General features: G+C 60.6%; 17 protein-coding genes. 5 read left to right on the top strand and 12 right to left on the bottom strand.

The window, feature by feature from the left end; translation table 11 throughout:
• Nucleotide 1: 1 nt before the first annotated feature.
• Entirely contained in the window at nucleotides 2-1,171 is a 1,170-nt protein-coding gene (locus PUT78_RS08130; protein ID WP_274351752.1) for an ABC transporter substrate-binding protein, read from the bottom strand.
• Between the two features lie 147 nt (nucleotides 1,172-1,318).
• On the opposite strand from PUT78_RS08130, the gene PUT78_RS08125 reads away from it, so the two are divergent.
• From PUT78_RS08125 to PUT78_RS08115, 3 genes are all read left to right on the top strand, one after another.
• Nucleotides 1,319-1,747 (top strand): cupredoxin domain-containing protein, encoded by a 429-nt coding sequence (locus PUT78_RS08125; protein WP_274351751.1) that lies wholly within the window; start codon nucleotides 1,319-1,321, stop codon nucleotides 1,745-1,747.
• 78 nt (nucleotides 1,748-1,825) lie between these two features.
• Nucleotides 1,826-2,536 carry a cytochrome c-550 PedF gene (pedF, locus tag PUT78_RS08120; protein WP_274351750.1) on the top strand — a complete coding sequence of 237 codons (711 nt, stop codon included), beginning with the start codon at nucleotides 1,826-1,828 and terminating at the stop codon, nucleotides 2,534-2,536.
• A 23-nt stretch (nucleotides 2,537-2,559) separates the two neighbouring features.
• A complete protein-coding gene (locus PUT78_RS08115; protein WP_274351749.1) occupies nucleotides 2,560-3,468 on the top strand; it encodes a transporter substrate-binding domain-containing protein in 909 nt (302 codons plus the stop codon).
• Nucleotides 3,469-3,481: 13 nt separating this feature from the next.
• Here PUT78_RS08115 and PUT78_RS08110 read toward each other — a convergent pair whose 3' ends face one another.
• From PUT78_RS08110 to PUT78_RS08100, 3 genes are read right to left on the bottom strand one after another with little or no spacing between them, the layout of a single operon-like run.
• Nucleotides 3,482-4,066, bottom strand: coding sequence for an ABC transporter ATP-binding protein (locus tag PUT78_RS08110; protein WP_274351748.1), 585 nt, complete (start codon nucleotides 4,064-4,066; stop codon nucleotides 3,482-3,484).
• Nucleotides 4,063-4,824, bottom strand: a complete 762-nt coding sequence (locus tag PUT78_RS08105; protein WP_274351799.1) for an ABC transporter permease — start codon at nucleotides 4,822-4,824, stop codon at nucleotides 4,063-4,065. The genes PUT78_RS08110 and PUT78_RS08105 overlap by 4 nt, the downstream gene beginning before the upstream one ends.
• Nucleotides 4,825-4,877: 53 nt before the next feature.
• Nucleotides 4,878-5,849, bottom strand: coding sequence for an ABC transporter substrate-binding protein (locus PUT78_RS08100; RefSeq protein ID WP_274351747.1), 972 nt, complete (start codon nucleotides 5,847-5,849; stop codon nucleotides 4,878-4,880).
• 215 nt (nucleotides 5,850-6,064) lie between these two features.
• Between PUT78_RS08100 and PUT78_RS08095 the strand changes: the two genes are divergently transcribed.
• On the top strand, nucleotides 6,065-7,810 hold the full coding sequence (locus tag PUT78_RS08095) for a PQQ-dependent methanol/ethanol family dehydrogenase (protein ID WP_274351746.1): 1,746 nt from the start codon (nucleotides 6,065-6,067) through the stop codon (nucleotides 7,808-7,810).
• A gap of 203 nt (nucleotides 7,811-8,013) precedes the next feature.
• Here PUT78_RS08095 and PUT78_RS08090 read toward each other — a convergent pair whose 3' ends face one another.
• From PUT78_RS08090 to PUT78_RS08060, 7 genes are all read right to left on the bottom strand, one after another.
• Nucleotides 8,014-9,219, bottom strand: coding sequence for an MFS transporter (locus tag PUT78_RS08090; RefSeq protein WP_274351745.1), 1,206 nt, complete (start codon nucleotides 9,217-9,219; stop codon nucleotides 8,014-8,016).
• A gap of 451 nt (nucleotides 9,220-9,670) precedes the next feature.
• Nucleotides 9,671-10,660 carry an ABC transporter substrate-binding protein gene (locus PUT78_RS08085; protein WP_274351744.1) on the bottom strand — a complete coding sequence of 330 codons (990 nt, stop codon included), beginning with the start codon at nucleotides 10,658-10,660 and terminating at the stop codon, nucleotides 9,671-9,673.
• 46 nt (nucleotides 10,661-10,706) lie between these two features.
• Entirely contained in the window at nucleotides 10,707-11,549 is an 843-nt protein-coding gene (locus PUT78_RS08080; RefSeq protein ID WP_420793479.1) for an ABC transporter permease, read from the bottom strand.
• 251 nt (nucleotides 11,550-11,800) lie between these two features.
• Nucleotides 11,801-12,697, bottom strand: coding sequence for an ABC transporter permease (locus PUT78_RS08075; protein WP_274351743.1), 897 nt, complete (start codon nucleotides 12,695-12,697; stop codon nucleotides 11,801-11,803).
• A gap of 83 nt (nucleotides 12,698-12,780) precedes the next feature.
• Complete coding sequence (locus PUT78_RS08070; RefSeq protein WP_274351742.1) at nucleotides 12,781-13,572, bottom strand: ABC transporter ATP-binding protein; 792 nt, start codon at nucleotides 13,570-13,572, stop codon at nucleotides 12,781-12,783.
• Complete coding sequence (hydA, locus tag PUT78_RS08065; RefSeq protein ID WP_274351741.1) at nucleotides 13,572-15,023, bottom strand: dihydropyrimidinase; 1,452 nt, start codon at nucleotides 15,021-15,023, stop codon at nucleotides 13,572-13,574. Before hydA ends, PUT78_RS08070 begins: the two co-directional genes overlap by 1 nt.
• 40 nt (nucleotides 15,024-15,063) lie before the next feature.
• A complete protein-coding gene (locus tag PUT78_RS08060) occupies nucleotides 15,064-16,314 on the bottom strand; it encodes a Zn-dependent hydrolase (RefSeq protein ID WP_274351740.1) in 1,251 nt (416 codons plus the stop codon).
• Nucleotides 16,315-16,472: 158 nt separating this feature from the next.
• Between PUT78_RS08060 and PUT78_RS08055 the strand changes: the two genes are divergently transcribed.
• On the top strand, nucleotides 16,473-17,123 hold the full coding sequence (locus tag PUT78_RS08055) for a TetR family transcriptional regulator C-terminal domain-containing protein (protein WP_274351739.1): 651 nt from the start codon (nucleotides 16,473-16,475) through the stop codon (nucleotides 17,121-17,123).
• On the opposite strand, the gene preA is transcribed toward PUT78_RS08055, so the two are convergent.
• Nucleotides 17,124-18,425, bottom strand: coding sequence for an NAD-dependent dihydropyrimidine dehydrogenase subunit PreA (gene preA / locus PUT78_RS08050; RefSeq protein ID WP_274351738.1), 1,302 nt, complete (start codon nucleotides 18,423-18,425; stop codon nucleotides 17,124-17,126).
• Nucleotides 18,426-18,441 lie beyond the last annotated feature (16 nt).

Below are 18,441 nucleotides of genomic sequence, written 5' to 3'. Positions count from 1 at the left end.
TTCAGTTAAAGGCGTTGCAGGCCGTTTCGGCGCGGTCGCGCCCCAGCGTGTCAAGTGTGCTGACCTGATGCAGGAAGCCTGGCAAAGGGGGCATGGCGACAAGGGCAGTTCTGGTGGCAACAGGTATCGGTTGGCGCATCTGGCCGTTCCAGTCGCGATAGGTGATGGCCGCACCCTTGAAGGCGGCCAGTTCGAATGCATCACCCAGAATGTAGTCGCGGATTGCGGTCGCATCATTGGTGTTCAGGCGTGTCACCGCCTCGCCTACGGAGCGCACAGCCGCCCATGCGGCATAATCCACAACCCCCATGGGCCGGTCCGCCAGCCGCTTGAAACGCAGTTGCAGTTGCGCCGCGCCATAGGCTTCCACGCGGTCGGACCATGCATCGGGGCGCGCACCGGCAGACCCCGCCACGGGACGCGGCTCCCATGCGTTGAATTCAAGAAAGGGGCCGAAATCGCCCGCTTCATCGGCCACGAGCATCACATGATGGCTGGGAAAATCCTGAGTGAAGACAGGGAATTCCTGCCCGATATTGCGCCGCATGTCCGATGACATGTCCCATTCCCGCTCTGCCCTGATCCGCGCGCCGAATTTGGTGGCGGACTCGCGCAGCGCATCCGCAAATTCCATATCCGCCGGGTGCTGGCCGGTGATCATGACCAGATCGGTCCAGCGTTTCGAAACAAGGAATTGCATCAGCGCATCAGCACGCATGGCGTAGCCGGGCATCGTGTGCAGCATATTTGCGCGGCAGTCACCTTCGCGCAAGGTGTCCGATTCAGCGCTGGCATTGAAGATCAGTGCGCCTGCGGCCTCTGGCAGATCGGCCAGCGCCAGAAGTGCGTCAGCGGGCGCGTTCACGACAACAATCCGGTGCCCGGCCAGCACATCGCGCGCGGCCTCCAGCCAATCATCACCCAAGGGCACGACCATGTCTGTCAGCACGTAGTTATGCCCCATGAACCCGCCGGTTGTGGTATTGTCGGCCAGCCCCAGCGCGGCCCCCATGCGGCCCAGATCATCGGGGATAGGGTCAAGATTGCTCAGCACCGGCGGGCGTGCGATTTCCATTTCCAGATAGGCGATCGGCACATCGATACTGGCCAGTGCCGTACTCGCGGCAAAGTTGGCCACAAGGGCCGGGATGATAGGCAGGGTATGTGTCATATGGCCTCCTCCCAAAGGCTGGATCAACGCTAATCCATGGGATCGGGCACGCGAAGTTGGACTTTGGTTCGATAGACGATGGTCGTATTCGCCAATCCGCACGACCCTGATTACGCTGCTGCGATCATGCATATGGAGGAGACAGACATGAAACGCATCACAACACTGGCCGCCGGAACCTTGCTGGCCCTGAGCGGGGCTGCCCATGCTATTGGGGGCGATCTGGCATCCCTGCCGGTTGAACTGGAAGCGCTGGAAATAGGGCAGGGCGACAATGGCTTCGGCGTCAGCGTCAACGAATACCAGATGCAGACGGGCCAGTCGTATCGTCTGATCGTCAGGGCAGTGGGCTGGCATGAATGCAACTGGGAAGCACCATCCTTTTTCCGAAATACATGGCTGCGCAAGATCGAGGCGGGAAACATGGAAATCAAGGTTGCGCAGCTGAATGAGCTGGAAATGGATGCGGATGGAGAGGTTGAACTGTTCTTTGTTCCGGTCCGTCCGGGAACCTATGACTGGGGCTGCCGTGACCTTGAAGAACGCGGGCTACGTGGGACATTTGTTGTCCAATAGTCGCATAGCCCATGGTCGAATAGCGCGGGCAGGATGGCTTCGCTAGGGTCGCCGCGAAGATACATTCTGGAGGAAACAATGCCCTATCGCCTGCACATCCTGCCCCCGGCTGCCCTGGCACTTGCCCTGTCCACATCGCTGGTGCTGGCCCATGGTGATGTTGCACCGCAGCCTGTGAACACCGAAGGCTTGCCGGAACTGACCGGTGGGTGGGAACTTGAAAACCCGTTCCGCGACCCCGATGGTCAATATTGGGAACGCGCATTACGCATTGGCGACAGCGCCTATAACCAGAACTGCGCACGCTGCCACGGGCTTGAAGTTGTCTCGGGCGGGCTGGCACCCGATCTGCGTTTCCTGATGGCCGAGGAAATGGACGACGAATGGTATATGGAACGGCTGCGTCGCGGCTCCGGTGACCGGATGCCGGGGTTTGAGGAGGTGATGAACCAGCAGGCCATGTGGGCGATCCGCACCTATATCGAAACCCGGCCCGACCCTGATGGCATTGCCGAATTCATGCCCCGCCTGCGCGACATCCGCGACGGGTTGCGCGACAAGCAGGAAGCGATCGCCGCAGGTACCGCCACGGAAGCTGACTTCGCAGATGAAATCGCGGCGCTGCATGTCGAGTTGATGGACATCGCCGTGGCCGTGCCAACCATGTCGGGGGCGCCCAAGGCCGACAGCATTGCCCGGCGCGCTGCGGTAATTCTGGAACGCGGCGGCGAACGGTTCCTGCGTGACGCGGATGAAACCCTGACCATCGGGCTGTCGGTGGCGCGCTGAACCGGAACCATTCGGAGATGTGAATGAGAAGAGGAACCTCCCTGTCGGCACCGGCACTGACACTGGTGCTGATGACTGTCCTGACCCTTGCCGGGTCAGGACTTTTTGCGCGTGAATACCCGTCAGATGACAGCGGCCGCGACCGAGTCGGCATTGACTATGACGCGATCATGGAACGCGGCTATATCGAAATCGGGGTTTATCAGGATTTCGCGCCCTATTCGTGGCGCAACAGGTCGGGACAGCTCGTCGGCGTCGATGTGGATCTGGCGCGGCTGATCGCCGACGGGCTGGGGGTTGAACTGCGTGTGATCGACCTGCCCGCCGACGAAGATGTCGATACCGATCTGCGCAATTATATCTGGCGCGGGCATTACATGGGGCGGCGCGTCGTCAATGTGCTGATGCGCGTGCCCTATAACCGTGAACTGGATTACCGCAACGAACTGGCCGCACTGACCGGGCGCTACGCACAGGAACGCATTGCCATTGGCTATCGCATCTCGGACTATCCTGACGAGCCGCCATGGCCGGGCAGTTTCACGTCGAAAACCGTGGCGGTGGAGAACCACAGCCTGCCTGATTTTTACCTGACGGGGCTACAACAGGGCACACTTATCCCCAACATGACCCGCCGCCGCACATTGACAGAGGCGATAGACCTGCTTCGCGCCGGGGACGTAACCGCTGTTATGGGCATTCGTGCGCAACTGGAACACCACCTGAAGGATGATCCGGAATTTGCCGTGGAAAGCGGGCCATTGCCAGGGCTTGCCATCGGAAGCTGGCCTGTGGGTATCGCCACGGCCTTCTACACCGCGCGGATGCTGAGTTATGAGGTTGATGATATCCTGACCGCAGCGGTTCGCGATGGCCGGGTCGCTGCGATCTATCGCGCCCATGGTCTGAGTTGGGACGAACCCGGACGCTGAAAGGCCGCGTGCTTCACGCCGCGGCTACGGACCCAAGCACCAGCTGCCGGGTGGCAAGCCGGTCCGCTTCGGCCTGCGCATGGGTGACAAACACCGTTGCGGGCCGCTGCTCGGTGATCACGCTTTCGGTCAGTGCCAGCATGTCATCGACCAGCGCCGCATCAAGCGACACGAAAGGTTCATCCAGCAGCAGGATGTCGGGCTTTGCGGCATAGGCCCGCGCCAGGGACAGGCGGCGCTGCTGCCCAAGGGACAACTGCCCTGGATAAAGCGCGCCCTTGCCCGCAAGGCCGACACGCGCCAGCGCAGCTTCCCCTTCGCATGCATCAACCCCGGTCGTCAGCCGCAGATTGTCCAGCGCATTGCGCCAGGGCATCAACGTCGGTTCCTGAAACACCATCGCCAGCCGCCCCGCCCGCCGGATCTGACCGTCAAAGCCCGTATCAAGCCCGGCGACGATGCGCAAAAGTGTGGATTTGCCTACACCGGATGGGCCAAGCACCGCCAGCACCTCGCCATGCGCCACCTGAAAGACCAGATCGCGCAGCACGGGGACCGCGCCGAAGCGTTTCTCGCGGATGGCAACCTGCAGGTTCATGCCCCCCTCCAGTGCCGGGCGCGGGCTTCCAGCGGTTGCAGGATCAGGGCCTCGATCGCCAGCATGACAACAATGAAGCTTAATGCATAGACCATCACCATGGTCACATCGAACATCTGGAAATGCAGGTGTATCTTGAAGCCGACGCCCTGTCCGCGCCCCAGAAACTCTACCACCAGCACGATCTTCCAGATCAGGCTAAGGCCCGAACGCGCCGTTGCGGCCAGATGCGGCGCAAGCTGCGGCAACAGGATGTGGCGCAGGCGGCCCATGCGCGACATGTCGAATACCTGCGCCATATCCGCAAGCTGTCCGTTCAGCGCGCGCGCCCCTTCACGCATCATGGCCGTGACCAGCGGGATCTTGTTTATAGCCACCGCCACAATCGCGGCGGTTTCATTCAACCCGATCCACAGGAAGCACAGAACGATTACCACCAGCGCGGGCAGGTTCAGGAAAAACACCAGCCACGGGTCCAGCCAGCGGTTGAGTTTCGGCAACAGCCCCATCAGCACCCCAAGCACAAGCCCCAGCGACATGGCAGCAACAAAGGCCTGCGCCACGCGCCACAAAGTCGCGCCCAGATGATGCCAGAGAGCGCCTGACACAGCCTCGGCCCCCAGACGCGGCAGCACGGTCCACGGCCCCGGTAGCACCATCGGATCGGCCTTGAGCCATGCCAGCGCCCACCAGAAGACCAGCAGCCCCGAGAGTGACAAACCGCGCACCATCAAGTCCGGCAGCGTGCGCGGTGCCATCGGGGTGCCCCGCCGGGCCACCATGCGGGATTTACCGCTCAGGGCCAGGCGCGTCATGACCCCAGCGGCACGAATACGCCTTCAGGCAGGTCAGTGGCCGTGCCGACCAGTTCTTCGCCGCCAAGTTCCACCATCAGGCGGAACATTGCGCGGGCAGATTCTTCATCGACCGGGCCAGCGACGGGAATGCCTGCGCGCCAACCCGCCACAAGTGTTCCAAATTCGGCATCATCGGCTGCGTTCATCATCGGGCGCAGCCTGTCCCAGTCGGCAGTTGCCCCGCCAAGATGCGTCTTGGCGTCGCGCGATGCCGCGGCAAAGGCCGCGACAAGACCGGGCTGCGCAGATACCAGCGCGGCCTGCACCACATAGCCCAGAAGCGGCATCGCCGGGTCCATTCCCAACGCATCGGCGGCATCGGCCACGGAAATCAGGTGGCGCATGCCCGCGGCTTCCTGCTTGGCCATGAAATGCCAGAAGTTGATCGCGCCGCCCAATTCGCCGGAACGCGCGGTCTGAAAGATCAGCGGCGGTGCGCCATAGACCTGTTCAGTTTCAGCCATCAGGTCGAACCCTTGCTGCGCCGCATAGGCGCGCAGGATGATCCAGCTTTTGTCATTCGGGCCACCGGCGATACCGATCTTTTCACCCGCCAGATCCTGCAATCCCCGGGCGGTACTGTTTTCGGACACCATCACGCCGCCCACGGCACGGCTATAGGGGATGAAGGCGATATCCTGCCCGGCGGCACGCTGCCGCGCAACCCAGATCCAGTCATCAACGATCACATCCACCTCGCCACCCTGAAAGGCGATCTGGCCTGCGGCCTTACCCGCAACATCCTGAATTTCAAGCCTGAATCCATGGGCCTGATCAAAACCATGATGGCGGATAGTGTCCAGTTCCCATGCGACAGTACCCCCGGCCTGGCTTGCGATTGTCAGGACGGGCAGTTCCGCCAGCGCAGGGGTGGCTGCCAGTGTCAGTGCGCAGGCACCGCGTTTCAAGATTGCAAGAATCGTCATGATCTGTCCTCCCGGATTGCTGCGGCCAGACTAGGCGGCGATGTGCGCGCAGCCTATTCGACCAAAGGCCAAGTTCCCGCGATTCCCCCGGGCCAAAAGTCGTAAGACCAATAGCCAATTTCGCGGCCATCACGGTTTCGCAATACTCTCATCCACTTAATCTTGCCGCGCCTTGCCGATGTCCGGCCAAGCCCGGCGCCTTGGGAGGAAGAAGGATGAACAGATTTCTGCTGGCCGTTTGCGCCGGTATCATGGCGGCACCAATGGCAGTGGCACAGGTCACTGATGCCGATCTTGCGCAAGATGACGTGGTCACAACCAGCGTTCTGACCAACGGCATGGGCCGCCACATGCAGCGCTACAGTCCGCTGGACCAGATCAACAGGGACACAGTGCAAAACCTGTTCCCGGCCTGGAGCTTCAGCTTCGGCGGTGAACGCCAGCGCGGGCAGGAAAGTCAGCCGCTGGTCTATGACGGCGTGATGTATGTCACCGGGTCTTACAGCCGCGTGTTTGCCCTGGATGTGAAGACTGGCAGCAAGTTGTGGCAATACGATGCGCGACTGCCCGAAGGCATCCTGCCTTGCTGCGATGTGATCAACCGTGGCGCGGCGATATACGGTGACAATATCTATTTCGGCACGCTGGACGCACGTATCGTGGCGCTGAACCGCCATACCGGCGCAGTTGTCTGGAACAAGCGCATTGCCGATTACCGCGAGGGTTACAGCTACACAGCTGCGCCGCTGATCGTAAACGGGCTGGTGATCACAGGAAATTCGGGCGGTGAATTCGGCATCGTCGGTGCGGTTGAAGCCCGCGATGCGGAAAACGGCGAACTGGTCTGGCGTCGTCCGGTTATCGAAGGGCATATGGGCGAACTGAACGGCGAAGAAAGCACCATGACGGGTGAACTGAACGCGACCTGGCCCGGCGATCTGTGGAAAACGGGGGGCGGGGCACCCTGGCTGGGCGGCACCTATGACGCAGACACCAATACGCTGATCTTCGGCACCGGCAACCCCGCACCGTGGAACAGCCACCTGCGCGAAGGTGACAACCTTTATGCGGCGTCGCGTCTGGGAATTGACCCTGCCACAGGTGAAATCAAGTGGCATTTCCAAACAACCCCATGGGAAGGCTGGGATTTTGACGGCGTGAACGAAGTGATCCCCTTCACCGACGCCGCAGGCAACGGGCGTCTGGCCACGGCAGACCGCAACGGGTTCTTCTATTTGCTGAACCGCGAGGATGGCGCTTTCGTGGATGCGATGCCATTCGTCGAGGAAATCAGTTGGGCCAGCGGCATCGGCGAAGATGGCCGCCCGATCTTCAACCCGGACAACCGCCCGGGAAATCCCGCCGCCTCTGCCGATGGGGACCGTGGTGAAGTGGTTTGGGCAGTGCCCGGATTCCTTGGCGGCAAGAACTGGCAACACATGGCCTATTCAAATCGCACCGGCTATTTCTATGTGCCCGCCAACGAATGGGGTATGGATATCTGGAACGAACCTATCACCTATCGTCAGGGCGCCGCGTATCTGGGCGCGGGCTTCACCATCAAGCCGCTGTTTGAGGATCATATCGGCGCGCTGAAGGCAATTGACCCGAACACGATGGAAATCAAGTTTCAGGTCAATAATGCAGCACCGCTCTGGGGGTCTGCCATGGCGACAGCGGGCGGGCTGGTCTTCTACGGAACACCCGAAGGCTATATCAACGCCATCGACGATGAAACGGGTGAAATTCTGTGGCAATTCCAGACCGGTTCCGGTGTGGTTGGTCAGCCTATAACCTGGGAAGATGAAGATGGTGTGCAATGGCTGTCGGTCGTGTCCGGCTGGGGCGGGGCAGTTCCGCTCTGGGGGGGCGAGGTCGCGCAGCAGGTCGCCTATCTGAATCAGGGTGGATCTGTCGTGACCTTCCGAATCCCGGATGCGCTGCTGGCCTCGGCTGAATGAACCTGCGCGAAAACAAGTGAAACGTGATGAACCCGGCCTTTGTGCCGGGTTCATTCATATACGGCCCCATCCCGTAACGGATGATAAGATATGCCGGAAACGGATATTCCTGCATCCTAGGGTGTCACGCACGGTCCGCAATTGCACCGGGCCATCGGCGGGCCGGTTTCATCAATCCAGCGAGTCCCCCTGACGGGAAATGCTCAGGACAATTCCCGCGTCAGACGGCGATCGATCAGGAAACATGCACCCGCCAGCCCCATGCACCATGCGCCCATCATCAGGCTTTGCGCAGGGAAATTCATGCCCTGATCAATCAGGATACCGGTAATCCCCGGCCCGATGGCGGTTGAAACTACCATGATCGTTGTTGCAAGCGACCGGATCGCCCCCAGATTCCTTGTGCCGTACACCGCAGGCAGCAAAGTCCCCCACAGCGCGCTGGCGATCCCTTGCGTCATGCCGATCAGGCCAAGCGCCACATACCATGCGACAACCTGTTCTGCCGGTCCGATCACGAAAATGCCAAACCCCGTGGGTAACAACAGCACAGGTAGCAAACGCTGCGCCCCGAAACGGTCTGCCGCCCAGCCTGCAACAAGTGCCGCGATCACAGTGGTCGCCGCGAATGCGGAATAGCCCGGTGCCATGGAAACAAGGGACCAGCCTTTGACTTCTGCGATGTGGACCTGATGAAAGAACACCACTGTACCTATGAACCCCGGCGTCAACAGAACCGGCAGCAATGCAGGAAGCAACCAGTGGCGCGCGGCCTCTTGTCTGGTCCATTGCCGCCCGTGAAGGCCAGCAAGCATTGTTCCCTGCCGCTGTCCCCGCGGGGACCGGTCGTTTCGCAGAAGAACCCATAGCAAAGGCGCGATGCCAAGACTGATCAGCAAAGCAACGCCGATCCACGACAACCGCCAGCCAATGGCCCCGATGGCCAGCACTGTTACCAATGGCACCACCACCTCGCCTGCGGAATGGCCCAGATTGGCAATGGACACGGCCTTGCCGCGATTCGCCTCAAACCAGCGCCCCATGGCGGTCATTGCCATATGGCTGAACATACCCTGACCACAGAACCGCAGCAAGAACAGCGCCGCCGCCAGCACCCAGACCGTGTTGGCCAGCGCCATCGCCAGCGCCGCCAGCGCAAAGATCAGTGCGATCACCGGGGCCAGCCGCGACAGCGCAACAGTGTCCGCCAATGACCCGCGCCAGAACATCAGCGCAGCCGCACCAAGGGTGGCCAGAGTATACAGGCTTCCCCAGCTTCCGTCCGTCAGTGCGTGTTCCGCCTTGATCACCCCGGCGAACAACGAGATGAACCATGTCTGCCCGAAGGCTGACACAAAGGTAAGCACGAAACCGGCCGACAGCCAGCGCAGGTTTTGTCTAAGGAACATGGGTCTTCTTCATGGGGTGGACGCTGCAAGTTTCTTGCAGCGCATCTGCTGAAAGCCGCGCCATATCTGACTGGTAGCCGTGGGAATGCCCTATCCATTCCATTTATCCCGCAAGGATGCAATTCAATATTTGCCGAGGGAAGTGGCGCAGTATGGCAGCCTGTGCGCGCAGCGCTGTGTTGCGCGGGATCCGGGTGAAACGGCAGAAAAATTACCCTGCTCCAATGGCGCGGAGCAAAGGCCGCAGGCCGCCGCGCCACCGATGGGCCGTCCCGCGGCCTGCCGGTTTGGCTGGTGTCAATTAAGTCTTGGATGTCAGGCTTGTGGAACCTGCATAAAGCGAACTCCTCCGACGCCGGACCGGCAGACCCTGACCCACCGGTGGCGCGGACATTATGCATGGGCGCATGCGAAACGATGCGCCCATGATATGTTTGCGCAGGCGATGGCGTCAGTTGAACGCCGCGTCCGTGACCGCCGCGGTGGTTGCGCCCACCGGTTCGGATGTGATGACAGGATCTGACCCGCCACCCAGCAGGGTTGCGACGGTGCGGGCGTAATCATCCATGTCCAGCGCGCCGTCAGACCCTTCAATCAGTTTGGCGACTTCGCCCATCATGCGGATCTGGTGTTCCTCGGTCTGCGCGCCGGTGTCATCATATTCCAGCACAATCATCGCAGCTTCTTCGACATTCTCGGCGGCCCATTCCCAGCCACGCATCGAGGCCCGCACGAAACGCGCCATCTTGTCCACGAATTCCGGGTCTTCCAGATTGCTTTCCAGCACATACAGCCCGTCTTCCAGCGTGGCCACACCCTGATCTTCGTATTTGAAGGTCACGAGTTCATCTTCGCCGATACCCGCGTCAATGACCTGCCAGTATTCGTTATAGGTCATGGTGCTGATGCAATCGGCCTGACGTTGCAGCAACGGGTCCACGTTGAAGCCCTGGCGCAGCACTTCGACGCCTTCATCGCCGCCATCGGTTGGAATGCCAAGGGTGCTCATCCAGCTCAGGAACGGGTATTCATTGCCGAAGAACCACACGCCCAATGTACGGCCGGGAAAATCCTCTGGTCCGGTCACGCCGGTTTCAGCCAGACAGGTCAGCATCATGCCGGATGATTTGAAGGGCTGCGCGATATTGACCAGCGGCAGGCCGTTTTCGCGCGCGGCGAGTGCCGCAGGCATCCATTCAACAATGACATCCGCGCCACCGCCCGCAATAACCTGCGGCGGCGCAATATCCGGCCCGCCTGCTCGGATGGTGACATTCAGCCCTTCTTCTTCATAAAAGCCGTTTTCCAGCGCCACATAATAGCCACCGAACTGCGCCTGCGTGACCCATTTCAACTGAAGGGTCACATCATCCAGCGCCCATGCCGCAGGCGCCAGCCCCAGACCAAAGGCCGCGACCGACCCATAGATTGCCTTTTTCATTTTTATCCACCTCCGTGTTGCCTGGCCCTTGGCTGGGGCACAGGGATTAACGCCTGCGTTGTGACGGGTGCCAGAAAGTGACCCCGCGTTCTGCAAGCGCAAGAATACCGTAGAACAGCGACCCCGCGAGGGCTGCTACGGCAATTTCTGCCCAGACCATGTCCAGTTGCAACCGCCCCACCTCGGTCGAGATGCGAAAGCCCATCCCCCGCGTGGGAGAGCCGAAAAATTCAGCAACAATCGCCCCGATCAGCGCGAGGGTTGATGCAATTTTAAGCCCGTTGAAAATGAAAGGCATCGCCGCAGGCAGGCGCAGTTTCAACAGCGCCTGTGCCCAGCTTGCATTATAGGTGCGCATCAGGTCGCGCTGCATGGCATCGGTTGCGGCCAGCCCCTGCACAGTGTTGACCAGCATGGGAAAAAACACCATCGCCACGACCACAGCGGCCTTGGACGGCCAGTCGAACCCAAACCACATGACCATGATCGGGGCGGTGCCGATGATGGGAAGGGCGGCCAGAAAGTTGCCCACAGGCAGCAGACCCCGGCGCAGGAAATCGGACCGGTCCACCAGCAATGCGAAGACCAGCGCCGCCCCCACGCCGATGGCATAGCCCGACAACGCGCCCTTGATGAAGGTCTGCACGAAATCCACCCAAAGCACATCAGTGGAGCGGATCAACCGGTCCCAGATCAGGCTTGGCGCGGGCAGGATCACACGCGGCACGTCCAGTGCGCGCACCACCACTTCCCACAACCACAGAAGCGTGGCCCCGAAGGCAATCGGCGCAAGCAGCGATTGCGCGCGCCCGGCAATACCCGTCAGGCGCGGACTTTCAGCCAACAGCGCCACCAGAAGCCACGCCCCAAGCCACAGGGCCAGTATCATTGCCCAGAACGGTCCCGAGGATGTCGCAAAAGGCAACATGATCCAGGCGGCCGCCCATAGATTGATCATGATAAGACCTATCAAAAGCCAGTCGCGCTGCCGCCCCCGTAGCGCCGGAAAAAACAGGCAAATGGCAAGGACCGCAATCATCGCCGCTAAGGGCAGATCGCCCGTTCCGCCAAACCCGACAGCCGCAAGCAAGGCCAGCACCATGCCCGCCCATTGAACCCCGCCGGTTTGCTGCAACACCTTCATGCGGCCATCCCCATGCGTTTCAGTGTTGCGCGCTGAACCACCCCGATCAGCGCGACCATGCCGGCCGCAAGGATGGCGGCGGCAAAAAGTGCGGACCAGATCTGCACAGTCTGGCCGTAATAGCTGCCCGATAGCAGTCGCGCGCCAAGCCCTGCAACCGCGCCGGTGGGCAGTTCGGCCACAATCGCGCCGACAAGGGCGGCTGCAATCGCAACCTTGAGCGAGGCAAACAGATAAGGCATAGAGGATGGAAGGCGCAGTTTTACAAGCACTTGTGACCCGCTGGCGTAATAGGTTTTCATCAGGTCAAGCTGCATGTGATCAGGGGCGCGCAGCCCCTTGACCATGCCGACAACCACCGGAAAGAACGACAGATAGGTCGAGATGATGGCCTTCGGGATCAGGCCGGTAATACCCACTGCGTTCAGTACCACGATGATCATCGGCGCGATGGCAAGGATGGGAATGGTCTGGCTGGCAATGGCCCAAGGCATGATGCTGGCATCCATCGCGCGGTTATGCACGATGCCAATGGCCAGCGATATGCCCAGCACCGACCCGATGGCAAACCCCAGGAGCGTGGCCGAGAGCGTGACCCAGCCATGATAGATCAGGCTGCGGTTGGACAGGCTGCCAGTGTTCACAATCCCGCGCCGCCCGGTCAGTTCCTCGACCACAGTGGAATTCCAGAGCTCCGTTGTCACCTGATGCGGCGCGGGCAGGCGGGGGCGTTGTTGTGACATGGTATCAGCGACAAGGGTGATGAAGGTAAGTTCCGCCCCCGCGCGGCGTGCCTGATCCTGCGCCCACTGGGCATTCATCGGCACGACGGCGGCATACCAGATCGCAATAAGCAGTGCGGCGACGGAAAGAACAGGGATCAGGTTACGCATGGTCGCCCCTGTTGCAGGGGGCGCTGCCCCCGTCGCGCTGGCGCGCGACTCCCCCGGGATATTTTTGCCAGAATGAAAAGGGTTCAGTCATCCAGATGCCCCGCGCGCAGTCCTTCGCGCACCCGCTGCGCGATTTCAATGAATTCCGGGCTGTCGCGGATATCCAGCGGGCGGATGCGCGGCAGCGGGCTGTCGATAATGTCGGTGATCCGACCGGGGCGGGGGGACATGACGACGATTTTCGTCGACAGATAGACAGCTTCGGGGATGGAATGGGTGACAAAGCCGATGGTTTTTTCAGTGCGCGCCCAAAGTTCAAGAAGCTGTTCATTCAGGCGGTCGCGCACGATTTCGTCCAGCGCGCCGAACGGTTCATCCATCAACAGGATATCGGCGTCAAAGGCCAGCGCGCGCGCGATGGAGGCGCGTTGCTGCATGCCGCCCGACAACTGCCAGGGGAATTTGCGTGCAAAGCCCGAAAGTTCCACCAGTTCCAGCGCCTTTTCGACGCGCGATTGTTGTTCTGTCGAGGAATATCCCATGATTTCAAGGGGTAGTTTGATGTTTCCTGCGATCGTGCGCCAGGGATAAAGCCCTGCGGCCTGAAACACATAGCCATAGGCGCGGGCGCGGCGGGCAGCTTCGGGCGACATGCCGTTCACGGTAATCGTGCCTGATGTCGGCTGTTCAAGATCTGCGATGACGCGCAGGAAGGTTGTCTTGCCGCAGCCCGAGGGGCCGATGAAGCTGACGAATTCGCCCCTGGAGATGTCGAGCGAGACATCTTTGAGGGCGTGGACCGGGCCGTCATTCGTCTGGAATGTCAGGCTGAGGTCGCGTGCGGAAATAACTGGCGCAGTGGATGTGTCTGTCATCACACCCCCGTTGCCGGAATGCCGGACCGCTGCACAGGGCGCGGGGCGGTCAGGTCTTTCCATGCTGACAGGGCCTGATTGACCGGCCCATTGGGGCAGCGCTCAATGAATTGCCCATGCCCTTCCTGCCCGTCAAAGGCACCATCTTTAACCATGACACGCCCGCGCGACAGCACATAGCGCGGCAGGCCAGTGACTTCATGCCCTTCGAACACATTGTAATCGATGGCCGATTGTTGGGTCCGGGCCGTGATGGTTTTAGAGCGTTCCGGATCCCAGACCACCAGATCGGCATCGGCCCCTACAGCCACAGCCCCCTTGCGCGGATACATCCCGAAGATCTTGGCAACATTGGTCGATGTCACGGCGACGAATTCATTCATCGTCAGACGCCCTGTGCGCACGCCATAGGTCCAGAGCATGGGCATACGGTCTTCCAGCCCGCCGGTGCCATTGGGGATTTTGGTGAAATCGCCCACGCCATAGCGTTTCTGATCAGTGCTGAACGCGCAATGGTCGGTTGCCACGACGGACAGGCTGCCGCTGGCCAGACCGTTCCACAGGCTGTCCTGATGCATTTTGTTGCGGAATGGCGGCGACATGACGCGGCGCGCGGCATGGTCCCAATCCGGGTGGAAATACTCGGATTCGTCCAGTGTAAGGTGCTGGATCAGCGGTTCCCCCCAGACGCGCTTGCCGGCCTGACGGGCGCGGCGGATGGCTTCATGCGCTTCCTCGCATGACGTATGCACAACATACAGCGGCACGCCCGCCATGTCGGCAATCATGATGGCGCGGTTCGTGGCTTCGCCCTCTACCTGTGTGGGGCGGGAATAGGCATGCGCTTCGGGGCCGGTATTGCCTTCCGCCAGAAGGCGGGCGGAGAGTTCGGCCACCACATCACCATTCTCGGCATGGACCATGGCAATCGCGCCCAGTTCGCGCAGACGTTTGAAGCTGGAGAACAGCTCGTCATCATTGACCATTAACGCGCCTTTATAGGCCAGAAAATGCTTGAAGCTGATGATGCCGCGCGCGACCACTTCTGGCATTTCATCGAACACCTGTTGCGACCACCAGGTGACCGCCATGTGATAGGAGTAGTCGCAATGCGCGCGGCCGGATTTGTTGTCCCACATCTTCAGCGCGTCCAGAAGCCCCTGACCGGGCGAGGGCAACGCGAAATCGATGATCATGGTGGTCCCGCCACACAGCGCCGCACGGGTGCCGGATTCGAAATCATCGCTGGAATAAGTGCCCATGAAGGGCATTTCCAGATGGGTATGGGGGTCAATGCCGCCGGGCATGACATAGGCGCCGGTGGCGTCAAGTTCCGTGTCGCCGGACAGGTCCGGGCCGATCTCAGTGATCTTGCCACCCTCAATGCGGATATCGGCTTTATAGGTCAGGTCATGGGTGACGATGGTGCCGTTCTTGATGACGGTGGTCATATGATTTCTCCCTGTTTCATCTTCAGGCATGTTGCAGGGATCACCCCACAACCTCCGCGGTTTCCAGAACCGCATGCATCAGCACATTTGCGCCCGCTTCTGCCCATTCGGGAAAAATCTCCTCTGCCTCGTTATGCGACAGGCCATCCACGCAGGGGCACATCACCATGGTGGTGGGGTATAAGCGGTTAATCCAGCAGGCGTCATGCCCTGCACCGGAGATGATGTCCATATGGCTGTAGCCCAGCCGTTCGGCTGCATCGCGCACGCGGCCCACAAGGGTTTCATCAAAGGCGGGCGGATCAAAGAATCCCACCAGTTCAGACGAAAATTTTACCCCGATATCGGCGCAAAGACCCGGCGCGCGGGCGTTGAGTTCCGCGACCATCGCTTCCAGTGTGTCCAGCACATGGCTGCGGAAATCGATGGTGAAAACCACCTTTTCAGGGATGATGTTGCGCGAATTGGGGTAGACATCGATCTGCCCGATGGCGCCCACGGCGTTGGGTTGGTGTTTCAGCGCGATTTCATGGACAAGTTCGGTCACCCGCGCCAGCCCGCGCCCGGCATTGCGGCGCATATACATGGGGGTTGAACCGGTGTGCTGGCCCTTGCCGGTCACGGTGCATTCGATCCAGCGCAGCCCTTGCCCGTGGGTGACCACGCCGACCTGTTTGCCTTCAGCTTCCAGAATTGGCCCCTGTTCGATATGCAGTTCAAAAAAGCTGTGCATCTTGCGCGTGCCCACCGGCTCATCACCTTTCCAACCGATGCGTTCCAACTCATCCCCGAAGCGCTTGCCCTGCGCGTCGGTCCGGGCATAGGCCCAGTCGCGGTCCAGCACACCGGCAAATACGCCAGAGGCCAGCATGGCGGGCGCAAAACGGGTGCCTTCTTCATTGGTCCAGTTGGTCACCACGACGGGGCGGCGGGTTTTGATACCCAGATCGCGCATGGTGCGGATGATTTCCAGCCCTGCTAGCACGCCCAGAACGCCGTCATATTTGCCACCTGTAGGCTGGGTGTCCAGATGACTGCCGACATAAACGGGCAGGGCGTCGGGATCGGTCCCTTCAAACCGCGCGAACATGGTGCCCATGTCATCGACACCCATGGTGCCGCCTGCATCCTGGCACCAGCGCTGGAACAGATGGCGCGCTTCGCCATCTTCATCTGTAACGGTCTGGCGGTTGTTACCCCCGGCGATTCCCGGACCGATCTGCGCCATTTCCATCAGACTGTCCCACAGCCGTTCACCATTGATTTTCATATTTGCGGCTGGTGCGGTCATGTGCGACTCCCTGTTTTCGCGGGCTTTGTGACCGCTTGTTGTGTTTCCTGCAGTTCTGGCTGCAAGCTGCCTGCACCTGTCGCGCGGGGGCGACGCTTGCACATCGGCCAATCGGACGCTATCAAGTTTGACCATCCAGTCAAGAAGCTTGTCCGCCCATGTCCGCGCCCGACCCGATACCCGCTGAAAAATCCGGCAGCGCGAAAACGCCGCCGCGTTCGCGTATTCAGCGGCGCAACAGGCAGATCATTCTGGATGCCGCGCTGGAGGTGTTTTCCACCCATGGGTTCCGAGGCGCGACCCTTGACCAGATCGCCGCACAGGCGGGGCTGTCCAAGCCCAATCTGTTGTATTACTTCGACAGCAAGGATGCCATTCACCGCGAATTGCTGACGCGGCTGCTGGATACATGGCTGGACCCGCTGCGGATGCTGGACGCGGGTGGCACCCCGCAGGCGGAAATCATGGCCTATATGCGCCGCAAACTGCAGATGTCGCGGGATTTTCCGCGCGAAAGCCGCCTGTTTGCCAATGAAATTCTGCAAGGTGCCCCGCGTGTTGAGCAATTCATCCGCAATGATCTGCGTGTCCTTGTCGATGACAAGGCGCGGGTGTTGCGGGCATGGGCGGATGCGGGACGGATTGCGCAGACCGACCCCTACCATCTGATCTTCTCGATCTGGGCGCTGACGCAGCATTACGCTGATTTCGCGGCCCAGATAGGTATGATCCGCGGGGACGGGCATGACCCGCTGGACGGCGCCGAGGCGTTTCTGGAGCATCTTTATACCCGCCTTCTTGCGCCCTGATTATTCGGCGGCTTTTGCCATCGGGTTATTCGGGTGGGTTGTCCAGTTGGCGTAATCGCCCACCTTCTCGCCCGTGCGCGGATCGGTGCTGCCTATGGGCAGTTCTTCCATGGTAATGCAATCAGCAACCGGACAGACATTGATACACAGGTTGCAGGCCACGCATTCATCATCGATCACTTCGAATCTGCGGTCAGCCGACATGGAAATCGCCTGATGCGACGTGTCTTCGCAGGCGGCGAAACAGCGCCCGCAGGATATGCACAGATCCTGATTGATTTTCGCCTTGGTCACATAGTTCAGGTTCAGATATTGCCAGTCGGTCACATTCGGCACTGCGCGTCCCACAAGCTGGTCAACCGATGTGAATCCTTTCTGGTCCATGTAATGCGACAGGCCCGCTGTCAGTTCCCTGACGATCCCGAACCCATAGGTCATGGCGGCCGTGCAGACCTGCACATTGCCCGCGCCAAGGGTCAGGAATTCCGCCGCATCGCGCCAAGTGGTTACACCGCCAATGCCGGAAATGGGCAGGCCGCGCGTTTGTGCATCCCGCGCGATTTCAGCGACCATGTTCAGCGCAATAGGTTTGACCGCTGGCCCGCAATAGCCCCCATGCGCGCCCTTGCCGTCAATCATCGGTTCGGGGCTGAATGTGTCCAGATTGACCGACGTAATGGAATTGATGGTGTTGATCAGCGACACTGCATCCGCCCCGCCGCGCTTCGCGGCCTCTGCCGGCTTGCGGATATCGGCAATATTGGGTGTCAGTTTGACAATGCAGGGCATGCGTGAATGCTGCTTCACCCAGCGGGTGACCATTTCGATATATTCGGGCACCTGGCCCACAGCCGCGCCCATGCCCCGCTCGCTCATGCCATGAGGACAGCCGAAATTCAGTTCCACCCCGTCAGCTTCTGTATCTTCGACATGTTTCAGGATGGCTTTCCACGATTCCTCGTCGCAGGGCACCATCAGCGACACGACAAGCGCGCGGTCCGGCCAGTTGCGTTTCACCTGTTTGATTTCGCGCAGGTTCACGTCAAGCGGGCGGTCGGTGATCAGCTCGATATTGTTCAGCCCCAGAAGCCGGCGGTCCGCGCCCCATATGGCGCCGTAGCGCGGGCCGTTCACGTTGACGACGGGTGGCCCCTCAGAGCCCAGCGTTTTCCACACCACCCCGCCCCAGCCCGCCTTGAAGGCACGCTCGACATTATACGCCTTGTCGGTCGGCGGGGCCGAGGCCAGCCAGTAGGGGTTCGGGGATTTGATGCCGATGAAATTCGTGGTCAGATTTGCCATTGTGCTCACTCCGTAG

The sequence above is a fragment of the Roseinatronobacter alkalisoli genome, assembly GCF_028745735.1.
GTDB classification, from domain to species: Bacteria; Pseudomonadota; Alphaproteobacteria; order Rhodobacterales; family Rhodobacteraceae; genus Roseinatronobacter; species Roseinatronobacter alkalisoli.
This window is presented reverse-complemented; position numbering and strand designations above follow the sequence as displayed.